Source organism: Arthrobacter sp. BB-1, assembly GCF_006151685.1.
In the GTDB taxonomy this organism is placed as follows: Bacteria; Actinomycetota; Actinomycetes; order Actinomycetales; family Micrococcaceae; genus Arthrobacter.
On record NZ_VDEV01000022.1, the window covers coordinates 189,660 to 215,742 of the forward strand.

The 26,083-nt window shown below is 65.9% G+C and carries 21 protein-coding genes and 1 tRNA gene; 10 read left to right on the forward strand and 12 right to left on the reverse strand.

Going from position 1 to position 26,083, the window contains the following annotated elements; all coding sequences use genetic code 11:
* Nucleotides 1-3: 3 nt before the first annotated feature.
* Nucleotides 4-1,668: an arginine--tRNA ligase gene (argS, locus tag FHJ30_RS12710; RefSeq protein WP_139029641.1), complete on the reverse strand. Its 1,665-nt coding sequence runs from the start codon at nt 1,666-1,668 to the stop codon at nt 4-6.
* Nucleotides 1,669-1,857: 189 nt separating this feature from the next.
* Here argS and FHJ30_RS12715 point away from each other — a divergent pair, with 189 nt between their 5' ends.
* From FHJ30_RS12715 to FHJ30_RS12730, 4 genes are all read left to right on the forward strand, one after another.
* The gene (locus tag FHJ30_RS12715; RefSeq protein WP_139029642.1) at nt 1,858-2,343 is read left to right on the forward strand and encodes a hypothetical protein; all 486 of its coding nucleotides are present in this window, start codon (nt 1,858-1,860) and stop codon (nt 2,341-2,343) included.
* Between the two features lie 3 nt (nt 2,344-2,346).
* Complete coding sequence (locus tag FHJ30_RS12720; protein ID WP_139029643.1) at nt 2,347-3,219, forward strand: FAD:protein FMN transferase; 873 nt, start codon at nt 2,347-2,349, stop codon at nt 3,217-3,219.
* Complete coding sequence (locus FHJ30_RS12725) at nt 3,216-4,757, forward strand: ferredoxin--NADP reductase (protein WP_139029644.1); 1,542 nt, start codon at nt 3,216-3,218, stop codon at nt 4,755-4,757. Before FHJ30_RS12720 ends, FHJ30_RS12725 begins: the two co-directional genes overlap by 4 nt.
* A gap of 114 nt (nt 4,758-4,871) precedes the next feature.
* A tRNA-Arg gene (locus FHJ30_RS12730) sits at nt 4,872-4,947 on the forward strand.
* Between the two features lie 75 nt (nt 4,948-5,022).
* Here FHJ30_RS12730 and FHJ30_RS12735 read toward each other — a convergent pair.
* Nucleotides 5,023-5,589: a VOC family protein gene (locus tag FHJ30_RS12735; RefSeq protein ID WP_205677048.1), complete on the reverse strand. Its 567-nt coding sequence runs from the start codon at nt 5,587-5,589 to the stop codon at nt 5,023-5,025.
* A 287-nt stretch (nt 5,590-5,876) separates the two neighbouring features.
* Between FHJ30_RS12735 and FHJ30_RS12740 the strand changes: the two genes are divergently transcribed.
* Both FHJ30_RS12740 and FHJ30_RS12745 read left to right on the forward strand, forming a co-directional pair.
* Nucleotides 5,877-6,929 (forward strand): M4 family metallopeptidase, encoded by a 1,053-nt coding sequence (locus tag FHJ30_RS12740; protein ID WP_139029645.1) that lies wholly within the window; start codon nt 5,877-5,879, stop codon nt 6,927-6,929.
* 65 nt (nt 6,930-6,994) lie between these two features.
* On the forward strand, nt 6,995-7,327 hold the full coding sequence (locus FHJ30_RS12745) for a protealysin inhibitor emfourin (protein ID WP_139029646.1): 333 nt from the start codon (nt 6,995-6,997) through the stop codon (nt 7,325-7,327).
* 11 nt (nt 7,328-7,338) lie between these two features.
* Here the strand turns inward: FHJ30_RS12745 and FHJ30_RS12750 are convergent, their stop codons facing one another.
* Complete coding sequence (locus FHJ30_RS12750) at nt 7,339-8,307, reverse strand: GlxA family transcriptional regulator (RefSeq protein ID WP_139029647.1); 969 nt, start codon at nt 8,305-8,307, stop codon at nt 7,339-7,341.
* Between the two features lie 81 nt (nt 8,308-8,388).
* Here FHJ30_RS12750 and FHJ30_RS21380 point away from each other — a divergent pair, with 81 nt between their 5' ends.
* Nucleotides 8,389-8,556 (forward strand): hypothetical protein, encoded by a 168-nt coding sequence (locus FHJ30_RS21380; protein ID WP_171059018.1) that lies wholly within the window; start codon nt 8,389-8,391, stop codon nt 8,554-8,556.
* A gap of 79 nt (nt 8,557-8,635) precedes the next feature.
* On the forward strand, nt 8,636-12,622 hold the full coding sequence (gene hrpA / locus FHJ30_RS12755; protein WP_139029648.1) for an ATP-dependent RNA helicase HrpA: 3,987 nt from the start codon (nt 8,636-8,638) through the stop codon (nt 12,620-12,622).
* A 41-nt stretch (nt 12,623-12,663) separates the two neighbouring features.
* Here the strand turns inward: hrpA and FHJ30_RS12760 are convergent, their stop codons facing one another.
* The 4 genes from FHJ30_RS12760 to FHJ30_RS12775 are packed head-to-tail and all read right to left on the reverse strand — an operon-like array spanning nt 12,664 to nt 15,854.
* Nucleotides 12,664-13,089 carry an HIT family protein gene (locus tag FHJ30_RS12760; RefSeq protein ID WP_139029649.1) on the reverse strand — a complete coding sequence of 142 codons (426 nt, stop codon included), beginning with the start codon at nt 13,087-13,089 and terminating at the stop codon, nt 12,664-12,666.
* Nucleotides 13,086-14,267 carry an NAD(P)-dependent alcohol dehydrogenase gene (locus tag FHJ30_RS12765; protein WP_139029650.1) on the reverse strand — a complete coding sequence of 394 codons (1,182 nt, stop codon included), beginning with the start codon at nt 14,265-14,267 and terminating at the stop codon, nt 13,086-13,088. The genes FHJ30_RS12760 and FHJ30_RS12765 overlap by 4 nt, the downstream gene beginning before the upstream one ends.
* The gene (locus tag FHJ30_RS12770; protein WP_139029651.1) at nt 14,264-15,160 is read right to left on the reverse strand and encodes a sulfurtransferase; all 897 of its coding nucleotides are present in this window, start codon (nt 15,158-15,160) and stop codon (nt 14,264-14,266) included. The genes FHJ30_RS12765 and FHJ30_RS12770 overlap by 4 nt, the downstream gene beginning before the upstream one ends.
* 37 nt (nt 15,161-15,197) lie before the next feature.
* On the reverse strand, nt 15,198-15,854 hold the full coding sequence (locus FHJ30_RS12775; RefSeq protein ID WP_139029652.1) for an MBL fold metallo-hydrolase: 657 nt from the start codon (nt 15,852-15,854) through the stop codon (nt 15,198-15,200).
* Nucleotides 15,855-15,948: 94 nt separating this feature from the next.
* Here FHJ30_RS12775 and FHJ30_RS12780 point away from each other — a divergent pair, with 94 nt between their 5' ends.
* Nucleotides 15,949-16,413, forward strand: a complete 465-nt coding sequence (locus tag FHJ30_RS12780) for a Fur family transcriptional regulator (RefSeq protein ID WP_139029653.1) — start codon at nt 15,949-15,951, stop codon at nt 16,411-16,413.
* Nucleotides 16,414-16,435: 22 nt separating this feature from the next.
* Here the strand turns inward: FHJ30_RS12780 and FHJ30_RS12785 are convergent, their stop codons facing one another.
* From FHJ30_RS12785 to FHJ30_RS12805, 5 genes are all read right to left on the reverse strand, one after another.
* The gene (locus FHJ30_RS12785; RefSeq protein ID WP_139029654.1) at nt 16,436-17,311 is read right to left on the reverse strand and encodes a metal ABC transporter permease; all 876 of its coding nucleotides are present in this window, start codon (nt 17,309-17,311) and stop codon (nt 16,436-16,438) included.
* Entirely contained in the window at nt 17,311-18,126 is an 816-nt protein-coding gene (locus FHJ30_RS12790) for a metal ABC transporter ATP-binding protein (RefSeq protein ID WP_139029655.1), read from the reverse strand. The genes FHJ30_RS12785 and FHJ30_RS12790 overlap by 1 nt, the downstream gene beginning before the upstream one ends.
* Entirely contained in the window at nt 18,123-19,112 is a 990-nt protein-coding gene (locus FHJ30_RS12795) for a metal ABC transporter solute-binding protein, Zn/Mn family (RefSeq protein WP_139029656.1), read from the reverse strand. The genes FHJ30_RS12790 and FHJ30_RS12795 overlap by 4 nt, the downstream gene beginning before the upstream one ends.
* Before the next feature lie 128 nt (nt 19,113-19,240).
* A complete protein-coding gene (locus tag FHJ30_RS12800; protein ID WP_139029657.1) occupies nt 19,241-20,311 on the reverse strand; it encodes a hemolysin family protein in 1,071 nt (356 codons plus the stop codon).
* Nucleotides 20,308-21,678, reverse strand: coding sequence for a hemolysin family protein (locus FHJ30_RS12805; RefSeq protein WP_139029658.1), 1,371 nt, complete (start codon nt 21,676-21,678; stop codon nt 20,308-20,310). The genes FHJ30_RS12800 and FHJ30_RS12805 overlap by 4 nt, the downstream gene beginning before the upstream one ends.
* 560 nt (nt 21,679-22,238) lie before the next feature.
* Between FHJ30_RS12805 and FHJ30_RS12810 the strand changes: the two genes are divergently transcribed.
* Nucleotides 22,239-26,048, forward strand: a complete 3,810-nt coding sequence (locus FHJ30_RS12810) for a multifunctional oxoglutarate decarboxylase/oxoglutarate dehydrogenase thiamine pyrophosphate-binding subunit/dihydrolipoyllysine-residue succinyltransferase subunit (protein ID WP_139029659.1) — start codon at nt 22,239-22,241, stop codon at nt 26,046-26,048.
* The last annotated feature ends 35 nt before the right edge of the window (nt 26,049-26,083 follow it).

Below are 26,083 nucleotides of genomic sequence, written 5' to 3' on the forward strand. Positions count from 1 at the left end.
AAATCACATCCGTTCCGGCGCGGAAACGCCAAGCAGGTCAAGGCCGTTGGCCAGCACCTGGCTCGTGGCGTCGTTGAGCCACAGCCGGGTGCGGTTGACGTCGGTCACCGCTTCGTCGCCCATGGGGGCAATCCGGCAGGCGTCATACCAGCGGTGATAGGCGCCGGCAATGACCTCCAGGTGGCGGGCCACCCGGTGCGGTTCGCGGAGCTCGGCGGCCTTGGCCACGATCGAAGGGTAGCTGCCCAGGTAGGAGAGCAGCTCGTTTTCAGTGGGGTGGTCAAGCAGCGAGGCGTCAAAGCTGTCCACGCCGTCCACCTGGCGCTCGACGCCCGCGGCCACGGCGTTCCGGGCAGCGCCGCGGGAGCGTGCATGGGCGTACTGCACGTAGAACACCGGGTTTTCATTGCTGTGCTTCTTCAGCAGCTCCGGGTCAAGGGTCAGCGGCGAATCCGCGGGGAAACGGGCCAACGAGTAGCGGACGGCATCCTTCCCGAGCCAGTCGATCAGGTCCTTGAGCTCAATGATGTTTCCGGCACGCTTGGACAGCTTGGCGCCGTTGACGGACACCAGCTGCCCGATCAGCACCTCGATGTGCACCTCGGGGTCGTCACCGGCGCACGCGGCAATCGCCTTGAGCCGGTTGATGTAGCCGTGGTGGTCCGCACCCAGGAGGTAGATCTTCTCGGTGAAGCCCCGGTCCTTCTTGGACAGGTAGTATGCGGCGTCGGCGGCGAAGTACGTCGGCTCGCCGTTGGCGCGGATCATCACGCGGTCCTTGTCGTCGCCGAAGTCCGTGGTGCGCAGCCACACCGCACCGCCGTCGTCGAACACGTGGCCCTGCTCGCGCAGGCGCGCCACGGCACTTTCGATCGCACCGGCGTCGTGCAGTTCCTGTTCGGAGAAGAAAACGTCGAACTCCACGCCGAAGTCCGCAAGGGTGGCCTTGATGTCCTTCATCTGGGCCTCGTAGGCGGCGGCGCGGATCACCGGAAGGGCGGCAACCTCAGTCAGTTCACGGATGTCAGGGTGCTCTGTCAGTACCTCGTGCCCAAGGTCCGCGATGTACTGTCCGGGGTAGCCGCCGTCGGGCACCGGAAGTCCGTGCAGCCGGTTGTAGACGGAATGCGCGAAGACGTTCATCTGCGTGCCGGCGTCATTGATGTAGTACTCGGCGGTGACCTCCGCGCCGGAGGCACGGAGTACGCGGGCGATCGAATCCCCCAGCGCTGCCCAGCGGGTGTGGCCGATATGCAGGGGCCCGGTGGGATTGGCGGAAACAAACTCCATGTTCACCGTGTGGCCGGCGAGCGCGGAGTTGGTGCCGTACTGCGCGCCGGCCTCGACAATCACCTTGGCCAGGGCGCCGGCGGCAGCCGCATCCACGGTGATGTTCAGGAACCCCGGCCCGGCGATGTCCACGGCAGCAACGCCGTCGATGGACTTCAGGCGGGTGCTGAGGATCGTGGCGAATTCACGCGGGTTGGTGCCCGCCTGCTTGGCGAGCTGGAGGGCAATGTTGGTGGCCCAGTCGCCGTGGTCCCGGTTCTTGGGTCGCTCCACGCGCACCTCATCAGGGACAGCTGATGCTGAAAGGGCGATGTCACCGGCAGCGACGGCGTCCTTCAGGCAGGCGGATATGGCGAGGGAGAGTTCTTCGGGAGTCACCCCTCTAGACTACCGGGGGCCGGTGACAGCAAGGGAATTCGGGGGCTTTGTGCGCCTTGGCGTTCCACAGGGAAACAGGAATCCGCACACAGGTTGAACCAATACGCTGGCTCTTGCGTTGACAAGGGCGTAGGCACTGAGCAGTTCCCTTCCCGAGTCCCCCGAATCCCTGACGAAACGAGAATGTTGATGAGACCCTCAGTCCGTAAAACTGTTTACGCCGGAATCGCCGGCCTGTCCCTGGCGGGAACGGTGGCAGGTTGCGCACCCTCGGCCGGAAGCACCCCCGCTGCCGGTGGATCGACGCCGCCCGCCGGCAGCAGCGCTGCGGCAACGAGCCCCGCCGCCGCGGGAGCGTCAACACTGGCGGCCAGCGGGACAGAGTACAAGGACGGCACCTACAGCGCCGACGGCACCTATGTGTCGCCCAACGGTACCGAGACCGTGGGCGTGCAGCTTACCCTGGCCGCGGGGACCGTCACGGACGTCCAGATCACGCAGCACCCGTCCAACCCGAACACCCGCAAGTTCCAGGGCGAGTTTGCCGGCGGCATCGCGGCGCAGGTGGTTGGCAAGAACATCGACGAGCTCAATGTGTCCAAAGTCGCGGGCTCCTCGCTCACCAGCGGCGGTTTCAACAAGGCCCTGGAGCAGATCAAGTCGGAGGCACAGTAGGCCGTGCCGGACGGGGACCGGGAGGACTTCGCGTTTGAGGGGATCGGCACGCACTGGCAGGTCTCAACGCCCCGGCTGCTCGATCCGGTCCTGCGGGCCCGGATCCTCGCCGTAGTGGAACGTTTCGATGCCGACTGGTCCCGGTTCCGGGAGGATTCCCGCGTTACCGCCATGGCCAAGGAACCCGGCCGGTACGAGTTCCCTGCCGAGGCCGGTCCGCTCGGGCTGGTGTACCGGACCCTCTACCAGCTCACCGGCGGCGCAATGACGCCGCTTATCGGCACCAGCCTGGAGCGTTTGGGGTACGACGCCGGCTACTCACTTCAGCCTTCCGGCTCCCCGCTCCCGGCACCCGTTTGGGACGAGGTGCTGGATTGGGCGGGCACCACCCTCACCACGAAAGCTCCGGCCGTCCTGGACATCGGTGCCGCCGGCAAGGGCCTGCTGGTGGACCTGTTGGCGGCGGAACTTGAGGCGGGCGGCGTGACGGCGTTCATTATCGATGCCAGCGGAGACCTGTTGGTGCGTGGGCCGGATCCCGTTCCGGTGGCACTGGAACACCCCTACAACGCAGCCCAGGCCATCGGCGTGGTGCAGCTGTCCGGCCGGGCACTGTGTGCCTCTGCGGCAAACCGGCGCGCCTGGGGCGACGGCCTGCACCACGTCCTGGACGGCAGGACCGGCCGGCCGGTAAGGACCGCTGTGGCCACCTGGGCGCTGGCGGAAACCACAATGCTGGCCGATGCGCTGGCAACGGCGCTCTTTTTCCTCCCCGGCGACGAACTGCAGCGGTCTTTTGATTTTTCCTGGTTGACGGTCTTCTCGGACGGAAGCGCAGCCCATTCCCAAGGATTTGAAGGGACACTGTTTTCATGAGCCCCGTCGAAACCCCCAGAACCGGGCCGGACCTGTCCATCGGCCGGCTGGATACCGTGCTGGGCCGGTACACCATGTACCGGCTGATCCTCCTGGTCCTGGCAACCTTGGCCGGATACAGCCTTGTGCTCGACGCCTTGGGCTGGCTGACGTTCGGCGTTCCGGAGATGCTGGGGCACCTGGTCCTGTGCCTGGGGCTGACCTACGCATCCAACAGGGCGCTGGCGGCACTGTTCCGGGTGCGGCCGCACTCCGAGTCCTCGCTGATCACCGGGCTGCTGCTCTATTTCCTGTTCTGGCCCTCTTTCGCCCCAATGGACGTGGCGGGGGTGGCTTTGGCATGCGTGCTGGCATCGGCGTCGAAATACGCCCTCGCCTGGCGCGGAAGGCACGTGTTCAACCCTGCCGCCGCGGGCGCGTTCGTCACGGGCCTCACCGGCCTTAACATCGCCACCTGGTGGGCTGCCACGCCGGCCATGCTGTTGCTGCTGCTTCCGGGAGTCCTGCTGGTCCTGTACCGCACCCGGAAGTTCATGATGGCCACGGTGTTCACCGTTGTTGCCGCCGCGATCATCACCGCCGAACTGCTCCAGGCCGGCATGTCAATGGGCGTAGCCCTGTGGCAGTCCTTTGCCCAGCGGCCGCTGCTGTTCTTTGTTGGCTTCATGCTTACCGAACCGCTGACGCTGCCGCCGCGGCGCTGGCAGCAACTCGCGTTGGCCGCAGTGGTGGGCGTTGTCTTCGCGGTCCCCTACAACGTCGGGTTCCTGGCCAATTCTCCGGAGGCGGCGCTGCTGCTGGGCAACCTGCTGGCTTTCCTGGCGGGCCAGCGCGGGAGCGTGACCCTCCGCCTTGCCGGAGCCAGGGCGCTGACACCCAGCACCACGGAGTTCTCCTTCGAACCGTCGCGGCCGGTCCGCTTCGTGCCGGGGCAGTACATGGAGCTTGACCTGCCGCAGGTGAAGTCGGACAGGAAGGGCCGGCGCCGGGTATTCAGCCTGACGGGTTCACCGGACGAACGCCTGGTCAAGTTCGGCGTGCGGACTGCCGAGCCGGTATCCCCGGCGAAGCGCGTCCTCCTTTCACTGAAGCCCGGGGACAAAGTGACCGCCACCTCGGTGGGTGGAGACTTTGTCCTCCCCCGGAACCCACGGAAACCGGTACTGCTGATTGCCGCCGGAATAGGCATCACGCCCTACCTTTCACACCTGTCGTCCGGAGGATTGCGGGAACGGGACGCCGTGCTCCTCCTCCTTGCACGGAGCGCGGACGAGGTTGCCTATGCGGAGGAACTGCGGGCGGCGGGTATCCGGGTCCTGGTTCGCACTGCGGACGGTTCGGCGCCGCCGCCGGACCTGGCCACCGCCGCCTGGGACGGCACGCGGCTGGACGGCGAAGCCCTCCGGGCACTGGTCCCGGACATCGCGGACCGGGACGTCTACGTCTCGGGATCACCGGCCAGCGTGGCGGCACTGCGGCGTGCGGCCAGGCAGGCAGGGGCGCGCCGGATCCACGTGGACTCCTTCTCGGGCTACTGATTTCCCGCTCAGTGGCATGCCCGGGGCGACGGGACGGCCGCGATTTTCCCTTGCGGGCCACCTTCCTGCTAAGCTCTAGGACGTCCCGCCAGCAACGGCAGGAAACCCCGGATTGCCCTCGTAGCTCAGGGGATAGAGCGTCTGCCTCCGGAGCAGAAGGTCGTAGGTTCGAATCCTATCGAGGGCACCAGAAGAACCCCGTTACTTCAATGAAGTGGCGGGGTTTTCTGCTCCCCCGGGACTCCGCCCACTCCCCGTGCAGGGTTCATTTTCCGGCGCGCCAGGAATCGATAACCACGGTGCCGCGCGGCGAGTCCAGGTTGGCGCTGAGTGGCGTGGAACTGGCCGCTTTTGCTGTGCCCGCCTTCACTCCTGGCAGCTTCAAGACGGCGAGCGCTTCCTCAGGCACCCCTCGCAATACCAGCTCTTGGAGCGCCAAGGCCGTTTGCGGGAGATGGTCACATGGATGCGGTCCGGTCCATTCGATCAACGTCGGCAACGCGCCCCCGCATTCTGTGCGGCCATCCTCCCGTACCGTGATGAGCCACTTCAGCGTGCCATATGGCGTATCGCGCTGCACCGCCACTGGCATGCCGGGATCCAGGCCGCAGGTGGCCAGGCCTTGCCGCAGCGTTTCCAATGCGGCCGTCCGTGCAACTGCATGCACCAGCCGGGGCCGTTCGCGCACGGCCTCACGCAACGCTGGCTGGTCCAACCCGAACCAGCGGGGCCTGCCGGGTTCCGGCGCTCCGGGATCGACGGCGATGATCTCGAGATAGCACTGGGGGAAACGTTCTGTGCTGATGTCCAGCACGTGATTATGTGTGCCCATCAAGGCGTGTTTGCCACCCCCCGGAGGGCTGGACGCCGAACAGAGCCTCGCACCAGGCCGTGCCCTGCTCCAGCGAATCTGCCGCGATGACCAGGTGATCGATGCGCGCGTTCACAGGACGACTATAGACCCGGCCCCGCAACAGCGAGTCAGCGAAAAACGCGGCGACTACGTCCGTCAATATGCCGGCGGTTGTAGCGTTCAGGCTACTGCTACCGCACGTGAGCCTCCGCAGCATTGTCGGTGCCTCCTCGTAGTCTGAAAGCACCAAGTCGAGGGGGTACGCCATGCACGTTCCGTTCTGTTCCATTGTTCCGCCATACCTGCTGAGGCGGCTGGCCAAACAGGATGCGCCGGAGTTTTCGTCCGCGGCCAGGGCCGCCAAGGAAGCCCTGGGCCACGTGGAGTCGTTCCATTCAGCGCGGTCCCGGCCAGTGCCGGACGTTCCGGCAGGGATCCGCCAGGCGAAGCCGGGGCCGCCAAACCGGAGCATCTTCGACGCCGCCGGCTCGGAGGTCCTCCCCGGCCGGCTGGTCCGCAAGGAGGGTGAAGCCGCCACGGAGGACCCCGCTGCCGATGAGGCCTATGACGGGCTCGGCCACACGCACCGCCTGTACGCGGACGTGTTCGGACGCAACTCCATTGACGGACGGGGCCTGCCGCTGGACGCAACGGTCCACTTCGGCAAGCTCTACGACAACGCCTTTTGGGACGGCAAGCAGATGGTTTTCGGCGACGGCGACGGTGAGGTCTTCGAACGGTTCACCAAGTCCCTGAGCGTCATCGGCCACGAGCTGGCCCACGGCGTTACCCAGTATTCAGCCGCGCTTGCCTACCGGAACCAGGCGGGCGCCCTGAACGAATCAATGTCGGACGTCTTCGGTGCCCTGGTGGAGCAGTATGTCAGGAACCAGTCCACGGCCGAGGCCAGCTGGCTGATCGGCGAGGGCCTCTTCACGGCTGAGGTGCAAGGCAGTGCCTTGCGTTCCATGAAGGATCCCGGCACGGCGTACGACGACGATGTGCTGGGTAAGGACCCCCAACCGGACTCCATGGACACGTACGTCAGGACAAGCGCCGACAACGGCGGGGTCCACATCAACTCCGGGATCCCCAACCGCGCCTTCTACCTCGTGGCCGAGACGCTCGGGGGAAACGCCTGGGACTCCCCCGGGCGCATCTGGTACGAGACACTCACCGGCGGAACGCTGCCTCCCACGGCGACCTTCAGGGTCTTTGCGCGCGCCACGGTTGCGTCCGCCGTGGAACTCTACGGTTCCGGATCAACCGAACATGACGCCGTCCAGAAGGCATGGGAAACTGTGAAGGTCAAGCTTTAACGGACGCCTGGCTGCCGTACTTCGGGGCGGCAGCCAGGCTGTAGGGCAAGCCCAAGGACCAGGCCATGAAGATCAGTGTTGAGCGCACCGGAGGAACCGCCGCGATACCAAGGGTGTGGACTGTGGAAGCCCAATCCAAGAGCGCCATCAGCCAGTGGCAGCCAATCGTGGAAGCATGCCCCTGGGATTCAGTACCCAGGACGCCCAGGGCAGCCGCCGAGCAGTTTGCGGAAACCCAACCGGACCGGTTCATCTATTCGATCAGGGCTGGGCAACGCCGGGCAGCACTTCCTGAGCAGGCCGTCACCGGACCTTGGCGGATTCTTGTGGACAGCACCCGGGAAGCGGCCGAGGAACTGCGTGCGCAACAGCGCGGCGACGGACCGGCGCGCAGCTAACCTGCAGGGCGCTATCCCGCCACGGCCAGTTGGCCACGGAAGGCACGGCGGTATGACTGCGGACTGGTGTCCAGGACCTTGGCGAAGTGGTGCCGCAGCAGGACGGGGTGCCCGAAGCCGGACTCCCTGGCGATTTCTTCGATGTTCAGGTCCGTGGATTCAAGGAGTTCCTGGGCCCGGAGCACCCGCTGTGAATTGAGCCAGGCGGCAGGCGTCGCTCCGGTCTCGGACCGGAAGCGCCTGGCAAATGTCCTGGCGGACATGTGCACGCGCGCCGCCAACTCGTTCACGGTGTGCTCGCGGTCCAGGTTCTCCACCATCCAGCGCAGCAGTTGCTCCATGGGAGCTGAACCGCAGGTTGGCATTGGCCGGTCGATAAACTGCGCCTGGCCGCCGTCGCGGTGCGGAGGAACCACCATGTCCCTGGCGATCGCCGCAGCCACATGCGCCCCGAGTTCTACGCGCACCAGGTGGAGGCACGCATCGATCCCGGCGGCCGTCCCTGCGGACGTGATGATGTTGCCGTCCTGGACGTAGAGGACGTTTTCGTCCACCTGGACGCGGGGATACTCGGCAGCCAGTTGGCCTGAGTAGTGCCAGTGGGTGGTGCAGCGGCGCCCATCCAGCAAGCCGGCGCGGGCCAGGGCAAACGCGCCGGAGCAGATGGACATCACCCACGCTCCCCTTGCATCAGCGGCCCGCAGCGCCTCAAGGACGGATTCGGGCAACTCGTCGTCCCTGCCATAGGGGGCCATGATGACCAGGTCCGCATCCTCGGTGGCCTCCAGTCCCAGGCCGACGTTCAGGGACAGGCCGGACTTCAGCCGGACATTGCCCGGCTGCGGCGTGCAGACGCGGAAGTCGAAGGCCGGGACGCCGCTTCCCCGGCCGGATCTGTCGATGCCGAAGACCTCGCAGGCAGTGCCGAACTCGAACATCGAGAAGTTGGGAACCACGATCACAGCCACTGATTTGAGCATGCTTCCATTGTGGCAGAAATTAGAGCTTTTTGGGCATTTCTGCCACTTCTTCTTGCTCCGGGCAAGGAGAAACATGGAGGCATGGAAATCCTCATAACCCTCCTCGTCATCCTGTTCCTCCTCGTGATCGCCGCCACGGTGTCAGCGCTCCTGCGTGATGGCCGGGGGCATACGCCTCCTGTTGAATCCCACGAAGCCTGGTCTGCCCTGGACCTCCCCAGCATCAACTACACGCTCCGCGTCTTCTAGCAGCCGAAGCAAAGCCACCGGACAACTGCCGGCACTACAAACGGGAAGCCCGGGCTCCCGCAGTAGACTGTCAGCAGACATGACACTTCACATCACCTATCCCGCCGAGCTGCCGGTCTCCGAACGGCGCGAAGACCTGATGGCAGCCATCGCGGCGAACCAGGTCACCATCATCGCCGGCGAGACCGGTTCCGGTAAGACCACCCAGATCCCCAAGATGTGCCTCGAACTTGGCCTGGGCGACAACGGGCTGATCGGCCACACCCAGCCACGCAGGTTGGCGGCACGCACGGTGGCCGAGCGCATCGCCGAGGAACTGGGCGTGGACATCGGCCAGGAGGTGGGCTTCCAGGTCCGCTTCACCGGCGAGGTCAGCCGGTCCACCAAGGTCAAGCTGATGACCGACGGCATCCTGCTGGCGGAAATCCAGCGCGACAAACTGCTACGCAAGTACAACGCGATCATCATCGACGAGGCCCACGAGCGAAGCCTCAACATCGACTTCATCCTTGGCTACCTCAAACGTATCCTGCCGCAGCGCCCGGACCTCAAGGTGATCATCACCTCCGCCACCATCGACCCCCAGCGGTTTGCCGACCACTTCGGTACGCCGGAAAAGCCCGCTCCCATCGTGGAGGTTTCCGGGCGGACCTACCCCGTGGAGATCCGCTACCGCCCGCTGTCCCAGCCGCCGGGCGGACCCGGCCCTGACGACGAAGAGAATGCTTCCGACGACGAACTCGAGGAAGACCGCGACCCCCTCGACGCCGTCTGTGACGCGGTGGACGAACTCGCCGCGGAAGCACCGGGCGACATCCTGGTGTTCTTCTCCGGCGAGCGCGAGATCCGGGATGCGGCGGATGCCCTCCAGGCCCGCATCCAGACCAACCGCCGGCTGGCCGGAACCGAAGTGCTTCCGCTCTTCGCACGGCTGAGCCTGCAGGAACAGCACAAGGTCTTCCATCCCGGCAGCAAGCGCCGGATCGTCTTGGCCACCAACGTTGCCGAGACCTCGCTCACGGTTCCCGGCATCAAGTACGTCATCGACACCGGCACGGCGCGCATCTCGCGGTACTCGCACCGCACCAAGGTCCAGCGCCTGCCCATCGAGCGGGTCTCCCAGGCTTCGGCCAACCAGCGGTCAGGCCGCTGCGGACGCGTGTCCGACGGTATCGCCATCCGCCTGTACTCGGAGGAAGACTTCGAGTCCCGGCCCCTTTACACCGACCCCGAAATCCTGCGCACCAACCTGGCCGCCGTCATCCTGCAGATGACCGCCATGGGCGTGGCGCGTGGTCCCAAGGATGTCGAAAACTTTCCCTTTGTGGAGCCGCCTGAAACGCGGGCAATCAACGACGGCGTCACGCTGCTCCGTGAACTGGGCGCCTTGGCTGCGGCCCGGCCGCAGAACGGCACGGACGGAGCGAAAAGCGGAGGTGGGCTCACCGCCGTCGGGCAGAAACTCGCCCAGCTGCCGGTGGATCCCCGCCTGGGCCGGATGATCGTGGAGGCGGGCAAACGCGGCTGCGTCCGCGAGGTGATGATCCTCGCTGCCGCCCTGACCATCCAGGACCCACGCGAGCGCCCGACAGACAAGCAGCAGCTCGCGGCGGAAAAGCACAACCGGTTCAAGGACGAGAATTCGGATTTCACGGGCTTCCTCAACCTGTGGAACTACCTGCAGGAAAAGCAGCAGGAGCTGTCGTCGTCGGCCTTCCGCCGGATGTGCCGGGCGGAGTTCATCAACTACCTGCGGGTGCGCGAGTGGCAGGATCTCTTTGCCCAGCTGCGCCAGTTGGCCCGGCCCCTGGGCATCACCCTCGACAACAAGCGGCTTGCGGATCCCGTGGGCAACCACGACGGCATCCACATCAGCCTGCTGTCCGGCCTCCTGAGCCACATCGGCATCCTGGACGAGCGCAAGCGCGAGTATGCAGGAGCCCGTGGCAGCCGCTTTGCCATCTTCCCCGGCTCGGCACTCTTCAAGAAGTCGCCCACGTTCGTCATGGCCGCTGAGCTTGTGGAGACCAGCCGGCTCTGGGCCAGGGTCGCCGCCAGGTTCGACCCCGTCTGGGCGGAGCAGGTGGCCCCGGACCTCGTGAAGCGGAGTTACAGCGAACCGCACTGGTCCACCCGGCAGGGCTCCGTGATGGCGTACGAGAAGGTCACCCTCTACGGTGTGCCGATCATCGCCCAGCGCCGGATCAACTACGGCAGGGTGGATCCCGTCGTCGCCAGGGAACTTTTCATCAGGCATGCCCTGGTGGAGGGTGACTGGAAAACCCACCATAAGTTCTTCCACCGCAACCGCGCACTCCTGAATGAGGTGGAGGAACTCGAGGCAAGGATGCGCCGCCGGGACCTCCTGGTGGACGACGAGACGCTGTTTGAGTTCTACGATGCCCGGATTGGGCCGGACGTTGTGTCCGAGCGGCATTTCGACAAGTGGTGGAAAGAAGCGCGGCAGAAGAATCCGGACCTCCTGGATTACGACAAATCCCTGCTCCTCAGCGAGGACGCGGACGGCCTCGACGAAGCCGCCTACCCCAAGACCTGGCTGCACAAGGGCTTCGAGCTGCCGTTGAGCTACGAGTTCCACCCCGTGGCGCCAGGCTCGCCGCCGGATCCGTCCGACGGCGTCACGGCCGAGGTCCCGGTGCTGTTCCTGAACCAGCTCGATGACAAGGCGTTCCGCTGGCTCATCCCCGGCCAGCGCGTGGAGCTGGTGACGGCCCTGATCAAGTCGCTGCCGAAGCAGATCCGGAAGAACTTCGTCCCTGCCCCGGATGTGGCCCGGCAGGCGGTGGCAGTCCTGGAAGCCGACTTTGATCCCGCTTCCGACGAGCTGGAGCCGTCCCTCGAGCTTGCCCTGCGACGCATCCGCGGGCATGTCATCCCGCCCGGCTCCTGGAACTGGGACGCTGTGCCGGCACACCTCCGGGTGAGCTTCAAGGTGGTGGACAGCAAGGGCACTGTCCTGGGCGAGGGCAAAGACCTTGCAGCCCTGCAGGAGGAGCTTGCTCCGGCAACCCGGCGGGCCATTGCCGAGTCGCTGGGGGCCACGCCCGCATCCACCGCGCCCGGTGCCGGCAATGGCAAGAAGGCAGCGCGGCAGGCAACAAAGGCGTACGACGGCGGACCTGACGGCGTGCGCCAGCAGGCAGGGGCGCAGGGAGGCACCGCTTCCACGGGCTTCAGGGAGCAGGACGGCCTGACGGAGTGGACCTTCGGTTCCTTGCAGCGGCAGGTCAGCAACATGGTCAAGGGCCATACCGTCACCGGATACCCAGCCCTCGTGGACCAGGGAAAGTCGGTCTCGCTCCGGGTGTTCCAGACACCGGCCGAGCAGGCCGAGGCCATGCGCGGCGGGGTGGTCAGGCTGCTGGCCCTGCGCGTTCCGGCTCCTGACCGCTATGTGCTGGAGCACCTGAGCAATACGGAAAAACTCACATTCAGCCAGAACCCGCACGGCTCCGTCTCAAGCCTGATCGCGGACTGCGCCCTGGCCGCCATCGACAAGCTCACGCCGGCTGAGCTGCCTTGGGACCGGGAATCCTTTGACCGGCTGTATGAGGTGGTCCGGGCCGAGCTGATCGACACGGTGTTCAGCGTGACCGCTGTTGTGGAACGTATCCTGGCCAGCACCCGTAGGATCGAAAAGCAACTGAAGGGGACAACCAGCCTGGCGCTCATCAGTGCCCTCAACGACATCAAGAGCCAGCTGGAACAGCTGGTGTATCCCGGTTTTGTGGCACGGACTGGCTACGCCCAGCTCAGCCAGCTCCCCCGGTACCTTTCGGCCATCGAGAAGCGGCTGGAACGGCTTCCCGGCAACGTCCAGCGCGACGCCCTGAACATGGCGGTGGTGCAGCGGCTCGAGGACGACTACGACGACGCCGTGTCTGCCCTGCTTCCCGGACGCAAGGCCGGCCCTGAGTTAACCCAGGTGCGCTGGATGCTGGAGGAGCTCCGGGTGAGCCTTTTCGCCGTCGAACTCGGAACCGCGTATTCGGTGTCCGAGAAGCGGATCCGCGCCGTGCTCAACAAGGCGCTGGCCCCGGCCTAGGCGGAACCTGGGCAGGGGACGGGCTGCCGCGGCTGGACGGCCTAGGACGGGACGAACTCGCCGTACCCGGCAGCCCGCAGGCCCTGGCGGAGCTTCTCGGCGTTGGCGTCGAGGACGTCCGGATCCGGGTCCTGGTCCGCGGTGGCGAAATTGAACTCCGCCATGCTCCTCGAGGGCCAGACGTGCACGTGGAGGTGGTTGATCTCATAACCCGCCACGATCAGCCCGGCCCGCGCCGCGTTGAAGGTCTCCACCTGCACAGCACCGATCCGCCGGGCAACTTCCATGACCTTCGCCAGCGTTTCCGGCGAGGCGTCCGTCCACCGGTCCACTTCCTCCGTGGGTACCACCAGGGTGTGGCCGTCAGCCAGCGGACCGGTGGTGAGGAACGCGGAAACATCCGGCTCGCGCCACACGAAGCGGCCCGGGATTTCGCCGTTCAGGATCCTGGTGAAGAGCGTGCTCATGCGTCTGCCTCCTTGGCGGGTGCCTGCAAGGTGCTGGTATCCAGCACGAATCGGTACTTCACGTCGCCTGCCACCATCCGGTCGTAGGCATCATTCAGCTGGTCTGCCCGTACCACCTCGATGTCTGCAACAACACCGTGCGCGGCGCAAAAATCCAGCATCTCCTGGGTCTCGGCGATGCCTCCAATCAGCGAACCGGCGTAGGCGATCCGGCGCCGGATCAGCGCGCCGGGGTTCACGGGCGGCATCGCCTCGGACGGCAGGCCGAGCTGGAAGAGCACACCGTCGACCCGGAGGGTCCGAAAGTAGGGGTTCAGGTCGTGCGGGGCCGCCACGGTGTCGATGATGAGGTCCATGCTGCGGTTGGCAGCCGCCATCGCCGCTTCGTCGCGGGACAGGACCACCTCATCGGCTCCCAGCTCGAGGGCCGCCGCCACTTTTGCCTCCGACGTGGTGAACACGACCACTTTCGCTCCCATTGCCTTGGCGAGCTTGACGGCCATATGGCCGAGTCCGCCCAGCCCCACCACGCCCACAACGTCGCCTTCTTCGACGTCGAAGTGCCGCAGCGGCGAGAACGTGGTGACGCCGGCACACAACAAAGGGGCAGCGGCGGCAGGGTCGAGGGCTGCCGGCACCCGCAGGACGTAGCGTCGGTCCACCACCACCGAGGAGGAGTAGCCGCCCTGCGTCACGGCGCCGCCGTTCCGCCGGTCCTCGGCCCCGTACGTGCCGGTCATGCCCTTTTCGCAGTACTGTTCCAGGCCGTCCAGGCAGCTTTCGCATTCGCGGCAGGAATCCACCATGCAGCCCACGCCCACGCTGTCGCCCGCGGCAAAATCCGTAACGGCCGAGCCCACCCGGCTGACGGTGCCCACAATCTCGTGCCCCGGGACCAGCGGCCATACCTTGCCGCCCCACTCGCCCCGGGTGGCGTGCACATCCGAGTGGCACAGCCCGCAGAACTCGATGGCGATTTCGACGTCGTCCGCCCCGGGCGGGCGCCGGGCGAGGGTCAGCGGCACCAGCCCGCTTTCGGGTGACGTCGCACCGTAGGCCGCAGCCAGGCGTCGGCCGCCGGAAGCAGCGGCTTCCGGAGTGGCGATGGTCCCAGGAGTGGCAGGTTCCGGGGCTACTGGCTTGGCAAGGGGCGGCGGTACGGGGCGTCCTGGAGTCATAGTGCGACGCTACCCTTGCCCGCAGCCGTGTTTCCACTCGGCAGTCCGCCGGCGCGGCCGGGCTCTGCGCCGGTTGCCACCGGCAGGTCCGGGTGGTTGGACCATTCCGAGAACGATCCCGGATACAGCGCAGCCCGAAAACCGGCGAGTTCCAGGGCTGCCACCTCATGGGCAGCGGTGACCCCGGACCCGCAGTACACCGCAACCTGGACTCCGTCCCGTACGCCCAGCGACTCGAAGCGGCGGCGGAGGGCAGCGGGCGGCAGGAACCGGCCGCTGCTGTCCACGTTTTCGGACGTGGGCGCGCTGACCGCGCCCGGGATGTGCCCGGCCCGGGGGTCCACAGGCTCGAACTCGCCGCGGTACCGCTCCCCGGCGCGGGCGTCCAGCAGGACGCCGGCATGCGGCCAGTGGGCGGCAGCAGCGGCGTCGACCACCGGCATGTTCCCGTCCGCAAGCGACACGCCTCCGGCTTCCGGGAAAACTTGGCCCGCTTCCAGGGGAAGGCCTGCGGCACGCCAGGCGGCCAGTCCGCCGTCGAGCAGGCAGGCGTCCGCGAAGCCGGCATTCCGAAGCATCCACCACACGCGCGCCGCGGCCATGTTGCCGCTGTCATCGTTGGCAACCACAAGATCGCCGTCGTTGATGCCCCAGCGCCTGGCGCTTTCCTGGAAGTCTTGGACAGGCGGCAGCGGGTGCCTCCCGCGCTCCGGAACTGCCGGGGCGGCAAGCTCAGTGGCGAGGTCCACGAACACGGCGCCCGGCAGGTGCTCCTGCAGGTAGTTGCGGTGGCCATGCGGATCGCCCAGGGCCCAGCGGACATCAAGGAGCACCGTGGGCCGGCGCTCCGCAAGGCGGGCCTGCAGCCCGGCCACGTCGATCAGCGGGTTCATGACACTTCCCTGGCAGCGGATCGGAACGGAGGCGCGCTCAAACCTCCACCGACTCCCGGGCAGCCAAATGGGTGTACTCGGTGCCGTACTTGGCGCCGATCCTCTGGACATGGCCTTCCACGATCTTCAAGCCGTTGTCGTTGAGCAGGCCGTCATGGATCTGGAACGCCTTCGGCGCCCGGACGCCAATCACAAAGTCCAGCACCTCGGCGGACTTGCTCCACGGCGCGTGGAGGGGAACCAGCAGGGTCCTGACGCTGATCCCGTCCGGAATTATGAAGGAGTCCCCCGGGTGGTAGACGTTCTCGTCGATGAGGTACCCGATGTTGGCCACGAGGGGGATCTGAGGATGGATCAGGGCATGCTGGCCGCCGAAGCTGCGGACGGCGAATCCGGCAGCCTGGAACGTTGACCCAGGATTCACGGCGTGGATCCGGGCAGCTTCACCGGTGGCCTTGTCCTGCAGCTGGCCCGCGACACGCGCCGGAGCGAACACTGCCAGCCCAGCGTGTGCACGCAACGCCTCCACCACTACCGGAACGTCAATGTGGTCCGCATGCTCATGCGTGACCAGCACCGCCTCCGCACCCTCCAGGGCCTCTGCTGACTCCGAAAAGTTGCCCGGATCCAGGACCAGGACGCGGCCGTCCTTTTCGAGGCGGACGCAGGCGTGGGTGTATTTGGTCAGCTTCATAGCGCCAGCCTAGGGTCCCCTTCCGGACCATGTCCACGAAGCTCCGGCTGGTAATCTGGATCTTTGCCACCATCCTGAGGAAGCGAGTCCACCCATGCCCTTCGGCGCCAAGGCTGATTCCACCGCCCCGTCCCCCGTGTCGGGCGGCGGCAAGGAACAGCGCGTCACGAAGCAGCGCCTGGCAGTAAGTGCCGCCCTGGATGAACTGGACGACTTCGTCAGCACGCAGGAACTGTACCGGATCCTGCAGAACCAGGGCGTCTCGGTCTCCCTGGCAACCGCCTACCGGATCCTTCAGTCGCTCGCCGACGAGGGCCTGGTGGACGTACTGCGCAACGGTGACGGCGAGGCGGTGTACAGGCGCTGCGCCGTCACCGGGCACCACCACCACCTGCTGTGCAGGAACTGCGGCAAGGCCGTGGAAGTGGAGGCCCCCGCCGTCGAGACCTGGGCGGCGCGCATTGCCGCCGAGCACGGGTACACCGAGGTAGCGCACACGGTGGAGATTTTCGGGCTGTGCCCGGAGTGCACGGCGAGGAAGGCCGCCGGCGGCGCTTAGGGGCGGTGCTTAGGGGCGGTGCTTAGGAAGCAGCCAGGACCCTTCCGTTGATGCCCCTTCCGGCCCGCACGGATCCGATCACGCGGCACACCACGTAGATCAGGAACGACAAAGTGGTGACGTAGGGGCTGATGGGGATGCGGCCGCCCAGGGCCAGCAGGATCCCGCCCACCGTGGCCGTCATGGCAAACGCCACGCTGAGCACCACCACCGCCACCGGCGAGGACGTCACCCGCAGTGCCGCGGCGGCCGGGGTAATCAGCAGGGCAAGGACCAGGAGCGCCCCCACCACCTGGATGGACAGCGCCACGCTGACGCCCAGGAGGACCATAAACACGATGGCAAGCGTCCGCACGGGAACACCCCGGGCCTCGGCGAGTTCCGGATCCACGCTCGCGAAATTCAGCGGCCGCCAGATCGCCACCAGCGCCAGCATCACCACCACGGCGGTTCCGGCGAGCGCCTGGAGCTGCACCGTATCCACGGACACGATCTGACCGGTCAGCAGGCCGAACTTGTTCGCAGCCCGCCCCTCGTAAAGGGACAGGAACAGGATGCCAAGCCCCAGCCCGAACGGCATGATCACGCCGATGATCGAGTTCTTGTCCCGTGCCCGGACGCCCATCAGGCCAAGGAGCAGGGCGGCGGCAACCGATCCGATCAGGGATCCGAAGACGATGTCCGCACCGATCAGCAGCGCAAAGGCGGCGCCGGCGAAGGAGAGCTCGGAAATTCCGTGGACCGCGAAGGCAAGGTCGCGCTTCATGACAAAAGTGCCCACCAGGCCGCCCAGCAGGCCCAGGACGGCGCCTGCCCAAATCGAGTTCTGGACCAGGACCAGCAGCTCCCCGTAGTTTTCGAAGCTGAAGATCGCGCCAAGTATGCTGTCCGCGTCCATCAGGCAGCCTCTCCCGCCAGGGCGTGGGTCTCCGCATGGTGGTGCGTGGTGGCGTCAGGCAGGCCCACCACCACAATGCGGCCGTTCGCGTGGATGACCTCGACGTGGCTGCCGTAGAGCTCGGAGAGGACCTCCGTGGTCATGACTTCCTCCGGGGTCCCCACCTTGAAGCGTCCTCCGGCCAAGTACAGGACCCGGTCCACGTAGTCGATGATGGGGTTGATTTCGTGCGTCACGAACACAACTGCGCTGTTGTTCTCGTGGCACTGCTTGTTGATCAGGGCGCTGACCGCCTGCTGGTGGTGCAGGTCCAGGGAGAGCAGGGGTTCGTCGCAGAGCAGGACCTGGGGATCCGTGGCAAGGGCCTGGGCCACGCGGAGCCGCTGCTGCTCGCCGCCGGACAGCTGGCCCACCGGGACCTTTGCGTAGTCCGTGGCACCTACAAGTTCAAGGAGTTCGTCAATCCTGCGGTTGGCCTTGGCAGAGTTCAGGCGCAGGCCCCAGCGGTGGCCATCCACGCCCAGGCCCACGAGGTCCCTGGCCCGCATGGGAGTGTCCGGAGCGAAGGATTTCTGCTGGGGAATGTAGCCGATCAGGCTGCTGCCGCGCTCCACGGGGCGGCCACCCAGTACCGCCTGCCCACGGTGCAGTTCCTGGAGCCCCAGCAGGACCTTCAGGAAGCTGGTCTTGCCGCTGCCGTTGGGACCGAGCACGGCGAAGAACTCGCCGGGCTTAATGTCCAGGTCCAGGTCCTCCCAGAGCGCCCGCTTGCCGAACTTCAGGGACGCTCCGGTGAGGCTGACCAGGGGTTTCAACTATTTGTCTCCAGAACTTTGCTGATGTTGTCCACATTGTCCGTCATCCACTGCAGGTACGTCTTGCCCTCGGGCAGTGTTTCGTTGAAGTCCACCACCGGAACCCCGGCAGTTTCCGCGGCTTTCTTCAGCGACTCCGTCTGCGGGCCTTCGGTTTGGCTGTTGTAGGCCAGGAGCCGCACCGACTTTGTTGCCACGAGGTCGGTTGCCGCCTTGAGGACTGCAGGCGGCACGTCGGAGCCTTCTTCAATCGCAGCAGTGTAGTCCGCGGGGGTGGCGTTCACCAGCCCGGCATCCTCGAGGAGGTAGAGGGGCACGGGTTCGGTGACGGCAACCTGTGCTCCGGCCGAGACGGGCTTGAGGGCCTCGAGCTTTCCGTGCAGCTCTTCGACGCTGGATTTGAAGGCGGATGCGTTGGACTCGAAGGTCGAAGCTGAAGCGGGGTCCAGCTCGCCGAGCTTGGAAGCGATGCTGTCGGCCAGCTGCTCCATGGCGTGCAGGCTGTACCAGACGTGCTCGTTCAGTTCGCCGTGATCGTGCGCGGAGCTGTCCCCCGCCGGCGCTTCGGTAGTGGTCGCCCCTGCGGAGGCGGTTTCCTCCTCCGGATGCGCCAGGCCGGAGAGTTCGACGGCGTTCAGCACCTTCGCGTCGTCCAGGCCGCTGTCCTGGGCGAGGGTGTGGATGAAGCCGTCGTAACCGCCGCCGTTCTCGAGGACAAGGTCGGCCTTGGAAACTGCGAGCCGGTCCTGGGCTGTCGCTTCATAAGAATGCGGGTCCTGGCTGGTCTTGGTGATGAGGGCCGTAACGCTGACCTTGTCCCCGCCGATCGTCTTGGCGATATCCCCGTAAACGTTGGTCGAAGCCACCACGTTGATACCGTCGGCAGCCTGGGTTGACGGCTGCGCCTGCGGACTGCATGCGGTGAGCAGGAGGCCTAGCCCGGCAAGGGCGGCGAGGGACGATCGGGCAGCGGCGGAACGGCGCACGGAAACCTCATTCAAAGGGAAGGGCGAAAACAACCACTCCAGCTTATACCTAAATGGGAATGATTCCTATTTAGAAAAGAAGCGCCGCGAAGGCGCCCTCCCCGCTGACGGGAAGGGCGCCGTCGGGGTCAGCTGCCGTTCGGCTGTCCCAGCCGGCGGATGCCGGTGGCCTGCGTGGCGTCCCTGATCTCGCCCACCAACTGCTCAATCACGTCCTCGAGGAACAGGACGCCCTGGGTGTTTCCGTCCGGGCCGATCACGCGGGCAAGGTGCGAGCCCGTGCGCTGCATGACGGACATTGCCTTTTCTATCTCGTCGTCCAGCGCCAGGTTGGCGAGTGACCGGATGCGGCTTTCGGCAATCGGCAGCTCATAGGCCTGCTCAGGGATGGAGAGCACGTCCTTGACGTGGAGGTAGCCGTACAGCATGTCGTCCTCGTCAAGCATGGGGAAGCGGGAAAACCCGGTACGGCTGACTGCTTTTTCAAACTCCACCGGAGTGGTGGCCGCCTTCAGCATGACCAGCTTCTCCAGCGGCACCATGATGTCCGCCGCAGTGTACTCGGAGAACTCCAGCGCGCCGGTGATGAGCCCGGCGTCGTCGTCCACCAGGCCGTGGCGGGTGGACTCCTGCACGATGGACTGCACTTCCTCCAGCGTGAAGGAGGAGTTCACCTCATCCTTGGGCTCAATGCGGAGGAGCTTGAGGATGTGGTTCGCGGACCAGTTCAGGACCGAGATCACGGGGTGGACCAGCCGGGCGACGAACATCAGCGGCGGGGAAAGCAGCAGCGCCGCCTTGTCCGCCACGCTGACCGAAATGTTCTTGGGCACCATCTCACCGAAGGTCACGTGCAGGAACGTCACCAGCATCAGGGCAACGGCGAAGGCCGCCACGTCGGCGATCTCCATCGGCAGGCCCAGCGTTTCCAGGGGGACGGCCAGCAGGTGGTGGATGGCCGGTTCAGCCACCAGCAGGATCAGCAGCGAACAGACGGTGATGCCCAGCTGCGCGCAGGCCAGCATCAGCGAGACGTTTTCCATGGCGCGGAGGGTGGTCTGCGCCCGCTTGGAACCTGCCTCGGCCAGCGGTTCAATCTGGCTTCGCCGTGCGGACATCACCGCGAATTCAGCGGCAACGAAGAACGCATTACCGAGCAGCAGGACCCCCAGCCAGGCGATTCCGGCCCAGTCACTCATTGTTCTGTCCTGTCATTGCGCTTGGCCTTGTCGTTGCGCCTGGCCTTGTCGCCCTTGTCCGCAGGCTCCGGTTCGTCGGCCGGGTGGAAGCAGATCCGGTCGATCCGGCGGCCATCCATCCGTGTGACACTCAGTGTTCCCCCGCCAACGGGGACGGTGTCCCCCACTGTGGCAATCCGGCCCAGCTGGCTCATGACGTACCCGCCCACGGTTTCATACGCAGCTTCATCGGGGACGGTCAGCCGGGGGATCTGCTCGGACAGCTCGTCCGGGCGGAGCAGGCCCGGGAAGTACCAGTCGCCGGAGGCGCTTTGCAGCAGCCCGGGGCGGACCTTGTCGTGTTCATCTGCCACCTCGCCCACGATTTCCTCCACCAGGTCCTCGAGGGTGGCGATGCCGGCGGTTCCGCCGTACTCGTCCAGGACGACGGCGAGCTGCAGGTTGCCGTCCCGGAGCTCTGCCAGCAGGGCGTCAAGGTGGATGGTCTCGGGGACCCTCAGCACCTCGGTCATGATGGCTCCGGCTTCCAGGTTCTGGCGGCGGTCCCAGGGAACGGCCACGGCCTTCTTCACGTGGACCAGCCCACGGATGTCGTCCGCGGAGTCGCCAATAACCGGGAACCGGGAGTATCCGGTCCGGCGGGCGGCATCCACCACATCGGAGACGGGCTGGTCGGCGTCGATCGTCTCCACCCGGATGCGTGGCGTCATCACGTCGGCCGCCGTCCTGGTGGAGAAGTTCAAGGTGCGCGCCACGAAGTTGGCGGTGCCGGCGTCGAGCGTTCCCATTGCCGCTGAACGGCGCACCAGGGATGCAAGTTCCGCAGGGGTCCTGGCTCCGGAGATTTCTTCCTTTGCTTCCAGTCCAAAAACGTTAAGCACCTTGTTGGAGAATCCGTTGAGCACCACGATGGCGGGCTTGAACACGGCGGTGAACATCAGCTGCGGCCGCGCCAGGGCGCGCCCCACGGGGAAGGACAGCGCAATGGCCATGTTCTTGGGCACCAGTTCGCCAAGGAGCATGGAGAGCAGGGTGGCGATCACCATGGCAAGGACCAGGGAGATGGAGGCAACCGCGACGCCGGGAAGTCCGACGGCGGCCAGGGGGGCTTCCAGGAGGCGGCCCACGGAGGGCTCCATCACGTAACCGGTCAGGAGCGTTGTCATGGTGATGCCCAGCTGGCAGCTGGAGAGCTGCGTGGACAGCGACTTCAGGCAGGTGAGCAATGGCACGGCGGCTGTATCGCCGTCGTCAATGGCGCGCTGGACCGTTGCCTGGTCCAGCGCAATGAGGGAGAACTCGACGGCTACAAAGAAACCCGTGCCGGCGATGAGCAGCAGTCCTGCTGCGAGGAGAAGCCACTCCATTCAGCATCCCGCCCGGGAGGCGGCTGCCGACGGCGTGGCATAAGGAAGGAAAAGCTGGGAGCTGGAAGATCTTCCCGGCGGAGGATGGTCGGCAGAAACCGACGCTCTTTCCGCGGGGGCTACGGCCGGCTGGGCCGCCGGCGGGTGATGGGCTCGTGTTCGGGGTTTGCCGGCTCTGCGGGTGGACTGCGCGGAGCTGGTCGTTATGCTCCGCTGACAGCCCCCAGGCCGGCACCTAGATTTACTGTCCATAAGGTTTTCAGTCTACAGGAGCCGTGCCCCCGCCTTACCGCCACCAGCCGGCCAGCCGCTGCCGCCGCCCTGTTTCCTTGCGTGTTTTTCTGCGGGGCCGGACACTCCCTGGCTACGGCGTTTAACGCCACATTCAGCGATCCCGGCGTCACTTCATGATTTGGGTCACCCTTATTGGCAGTTAAGACAAGATGCTCACTAGACTTGCAAAGGTCTGGGTTCAGAGGACGCAGAGATCGGTTCGAACGTGTTGCTGAAGCACCGTGGGGCCGGAGAGAAATCAAACTCATGGAAGAGGCGTATTTCAAGTGCCAGAGCAGCCTAGCCACCGTCTACCAGAGGAATTTGGCGGAAACGAGTGGCTCGTTGACGAACTGTACGAGCAGTACCAGCAGGACAAGAACGCCGTGGATGCCAAGTGGTGGCCGCTGTTTGAATCGTTCGAGTCGGGCAACAGTTCTTCTTCCAATGGAAATTCGGCGCATGCCGCGGCCCACCCTGCCACCAGGGAAATGCCTGCCGTAAACCCGGCTCCAGCAGCCCCGGCACCGTCGCCGGCCACTGCTCCCGCCGCGCCCCCGGCGCCGCCCGCCGCCCCGCCGGCCTCCGCTGCGGCACCGGCAAAGAAGGCTCCCGCCACTGAAGCCCGCGACGGCGGCACGAAGACCGGAACGGGCCCGGGCTCCCAGCCCATCCCCGCCCAACTGCCCAAGAACGTCAAGGCACCCACCGCCCCCGAGGAAGACGTTGTCTCCGTCCTTCGCGGACCGGCCAAGGCGATCGCCACCAACATGGTCACCAGCCTCCAGGTGCCCACCGCCACCAGCGTCCGCGCCATTCCGGCCAAGCTGCTGATCGACAACCGCGTGGTCATCAACTCGAACCTCGCCCGCGCCCGCGGCGGCAAGGTTTCCTTCACGCACCTCATCGGCTATGCCGTGATCCGCGCGCTCTCCCAGTTCCCTTCGATGAACGTGTACTACGACGAAGTGGACGGCAAGCCGGTTGCGGTCCAGCCGGCCCACGTGAACTTCGGCATCGCCATCGACATGCCGAAGCCCGACGGCACCCGCCTGCTCATGGTGCCGAACATCAAGAAGGCTGAAACCCTCAATTTCTCCGAGTTCTGGCACACCTACGAGGACCTCATCAAGCGTGCCCGCAACGGCAAGCTCACCGCGGAGGACCATCAGGGCACCACGGTGTCGCTGACCAACCCCGGCGGCATCGGCACCGTCCACTCGGTGCCCCGCCTGTCAAAGGGCCAGGCCGCCATCATCGGCGTCGGCGCCCTCGACTACCCTGCGGAATTCCAGGGTGCCAGCGAAAAGATCATCGCCCATAACGCGATCAGCAAGGTCCTCACGCTGACCTCCACCTACGACCACCGGGTAATCCAGGGTGCCGGCAGCGGCGAGTTCCTGAAGCTGGTCCACCAGTTGCTGCTGGGCGCGCAGGACTTCTACGACGAAATCTTCGAGTCCCTGCGCATCCCCTACGAGCCCGTGCGCTGGAGCGCGGACAAGCAGGTGGACCCGGCCGACGAAATCAACAAGGTGGCCCGGATCCAGCAGCTGATCCACTCCTACCGTGTCCGGGGACACCTGATGGCGGACACCGATCCGCTGGAGTACGTCCAGCGCAAGCACCCCGACCTCGATGTCCTCACCTACGGCCTGACGCTGTGGGACCTGGACCGCGAATGGCCCACGGGCGGCTTCGGCGGCAAGCCCCAGCTCAAGTTCCGCGACATCCTGGGCGTCCTCCGCGATGCTTACTGCCGCACCACGGGCATCGAGTACATGCACATCCAGGAGCCTGCCGAGCGCAAGTGGTTCCAGGACCAGCTGGAGCACCCCTACTCAAAGCCCAGCCGTGAAGAGCAGCTGCGCATCGTCTCTAAGCTGAACGCAGCCGAAGCCTTCGAAACCTTCCTGCAGACCAAGTTCGTGGGCCAGAAGCGCTTCTCCCTTGAGGGCGGCGAATCGCTGATCCCGCTGCTTGACGCCATCATGTCCAACGCGGCCGACGACGGACTGGACGAGGTTGCCATCGGCATGGCCCACCGCGGCCGCCTCAACGTGCTCACCAACATCGCCGGCAAGACCTACGCGCAGGTCTTCCGGGAGTTCGAAGGCACCCAGGACCCGCGCTCCGTGCAGGGATCCGGCGACGTGAAGTACCACCTGGGCACCGAGGGGACGTTCACCTCGGACAACGGCAAGGAAACCAAGGTTTACCTGGCCGCCAACCCCTCCCACCTCGAAGCCGTGGACCCCGTCCTCGAGGGCATCGTCCGCGCCAAGCAGGACCGGCTTGACCAGGGCGAGTCCTTCCCTGTCCTGCCCATCATGGTCCACGGCGACGCCGCCTTCGCCGGCCAGGGCGTGGTTGCCGAAACGCTCAACCTGTCCCAGCTCCGCGGCTACCGCACCGGCGGCACCATCCACGTTGTGGTCAACAACCAGGTGGGCTTCACCACGGCCCCCTCGTCGTCCCGCTCGTCCACATACTCCACGGACGTTGCCAAGATGATCCAGGCACCCGTCTTCCACGTGAATGGCGACGACCCCGAAGCCGTGGTCCGCATCGGCCAGCTCGCCTACGAGTTCCGCCAGCGGTTCCACAAGGACGTTGTCATCGACATGGTCTGCTACCGCCGCCGCGGACACAACGAGGGCGACGACCCCTCGATGACCCAGCCGCTGATGTACAACCTGATCGAGGCCAAGCGCTCCGTCCGCAAGCTGTACACCGAGTCCCTCATCGGCCGTGGCGACATCACCGAGGAAGAAGCCGAACAGCTGCTCCGCGACTACCAGGAGCGCCTGGAGCGCGTCTTTGCCGAAACCCACGCGGCCCAGACGTCCCCGATCCCGATCGTGACGGCAGACACCGCTGCTGTTTCGGACATCGAGCGCCCCATCTCCCAGCAGTCGGATTCCGGCGTCAACGCCCCTGCCTCCACGGCAATCTCGGCTGACACCCTGGCCCGGATCGGCAAGGCCCACGTGGAAGTCCCCGAGGGCTTTACCGTGCACGCGAAGCTCAAGCAGCTGCTCGAGAAGCGTGAACAGATGTCCCGTGAGGGCGGCATCGACTGGGGCTTCGGCGAAATCGCGGCCTTCGGTTCGCTGATCATGGAAGGCGTCCCCGTACGCCTTGCCGGGCAGGACTCCCGCCGCGGCACGTTCGTGCAGCGCCACGCCGTCTTCCACGACCGTGCCAACGGCAAGGAATGGCTGCCCCTGGGCAACCTCTCCGACGACCAGGCGAAGCTGTGGATCTACGACTCCCTGCTCTCCGAATACGCGGCCATGGGCTTCGAATACGGCTACTCCGTGGAACGGCCGGACGCGCTGGTCCTGTGGGAAGCCCAGTTCGGCGATTTCGTCAACGGCGCCCAGACCATCATCGACGAGTTCATTTCCTCGGCCGAGCAGAAGTGGGGGCAGCGTTCGTCGCTGGTCCTGATGCTGCCGCACGGTTATGAAGGCCAGGGACCGGACCACTCCTCCGCAAGGATCGAGCGGTTCCTGCAGCTGTGCGCCGAGGAGAACATGATCGTGGCCAACCCCACCACCGCGGCCTCGCACTTCCACCTGCTGCGCCGCCAGGCCTACAGCCGCCCGCGGAAGCCGCTCATCATCTTCACACCCAAGCAGCTGCTGCGCCTCAAGGCCGCCGCATCCTCGGTGGAAGACTTCACCACCGGCAGCTTCCGCCCCGTGATCGGCGAGCACGAGCAGCTGGCGGGAGGCGCCGTTGAACGCGTACTGCTGGTGTCCGGCCGCCTGTACTACGACCTCCTGTCCACCCGGCAGAAGACCGGTGACAAGACCACCGCGATTGTCCGCGTGGAGCAGCTCTACCCGCTGCCCCACGAGGAGATCGCAAAGGAGCTGGCCAAATACCCGAACGCCGAGGTTGTCTGGGCACAGGACGAGCCCGCCAACCAGGGTCCGTGGCCGTTCATCGGCCTGAACCTGCCGGACGCCCTTGAGCGCCGCGTCCGGCTGGTCTCGCGTCCGGCCTCGGCATCCACCGCTGCCGGGTCAATGAAGCGGCACGCCGCCGAGCAGGATGTACTCCTGAAGCAGGCATTTGCACGGAAGTAAGCAGTAAGGCTGCCCGGCCGGACGTCGAAATCCCA

Excerpts from the sequence above, each read along its gene's own strand:
- FHJ30_RS12715 (WP_139029642.1), top strand. The coding sequence starts at position 1,858 with ATGAGACCCTCAGTCCGTAAAACTGTTTACGCCGGAATCGCCGGCCTG.
- FHJ30_RS12725 (WP_139029644.1), top strand. The coding sequence starts at position 3,216 with ATGAGCCCCGTCGAAACCCCCAGAACCGGGCCGGACCTGTCCATCGGC.
- FHJ30_RS12735 (WP_205677048.1), bottom strand. The coding sequence starts at position 5,589 with ATGGGCACACATAATCACGTGCTGGACATCAGCACAGAACGTTTCCCC.
- FHJ30_RS12740 (WP_139029645.1), top strand. The coding sequence starts at position 5,877 with ATGCACGTTCCGTTCTGTTCCATTGTTCCGCCATACCTGCTGAGGCGG.
- FHJ30_RS12745 (WP_139029646.1), top strand. The coding sequence starts at position 6,995 with ATGAAGATCAGTGTTGAGCGCACCGGAGGAACCGCCGCGATACCAAGG.
- FHJ30_RS12750 (WP_139029647.1), bottom strand. The coding sequence starts at position 8,307 with ATGCTCAAATCAGTGGCTGTGATCGTGGTTCCCAACTTCTCGATGTTC.
- FHJ30_RS21380 (WP_171059018.1), top strand. The coding sequence starts at position 8,389 with ATGGAAATCCTCATAACCCTCCTCGTCATCCTGTTCCTCCTCGTGATC.
- hrpA (WP_139029648.1), top strand. The coding sequence starts at position 8,636 with ATGACACTTCACATCACCTATCCCGCCGAGCTGCCGGTCTCCGAACGG.
- FHJ30_RS12760 (WP_139029649.1), bottom strand. The coding sequence starts at position 13,089 with ATGAGCACGCTCTTCACCAGGATCCTGAACGGCGAAATCCCGGGCCGC.
- FHJ30_RS12765 (WP_139029650.1), bottom strand. The coding sequence starts at position 14,267 with ATGACTCCAGGACGCCCCGTACCGCCGCCCCTTGCCAAGCCAGTAGCC.
- FHJ30_RS12770 (WP_139029651.1), bottom strand. The coding sequence starts at position 15,160 with ATGAACCCGCTGATCGACGTGGCCGGGCTGCAGGCCCGCCTTGCGGAG.
- FHJ30_RS12775 (WP_139029652.1), bottom strand. The coding sequence starts at position 15,854 with ATGAAGCTGACCAAATACACCCACGCCTGCGTCCGCCTCGAAAAGGAC.
- FHJ30_RS12780 (WP_139029653.1), top strand. The coding sequence starts at position 15,949 with ATGCCCTTCGGCGCCAAGGCTGATTCCACCGCCCCGTCCCCCGTGTCG.
- FHJ30_RS12785 (WP_139029654.1), bottom strand. The coding sequence starts at position 17,311 with ATGGACGCGGACAGCATACTTGGCGCGATCTTCAGCTTCGAAAACTAC.
- FHJ30_RS12800 (WP_139029657.1), bottom strand. The coding sequence starts at position 20,311 with ATGAGTGACTGGGCCGGAATCGCCTGGCTGGGGGTCCTGCTGCTCGGT.
- FHJ30_RS12805 (WP_139029658.1), bottom strand. The coding sequence starts at position 21,678 with ATGGAGTGGCTTCTCCTCGCAGCAGGACTGCTGCTCATCGCCGGCACG.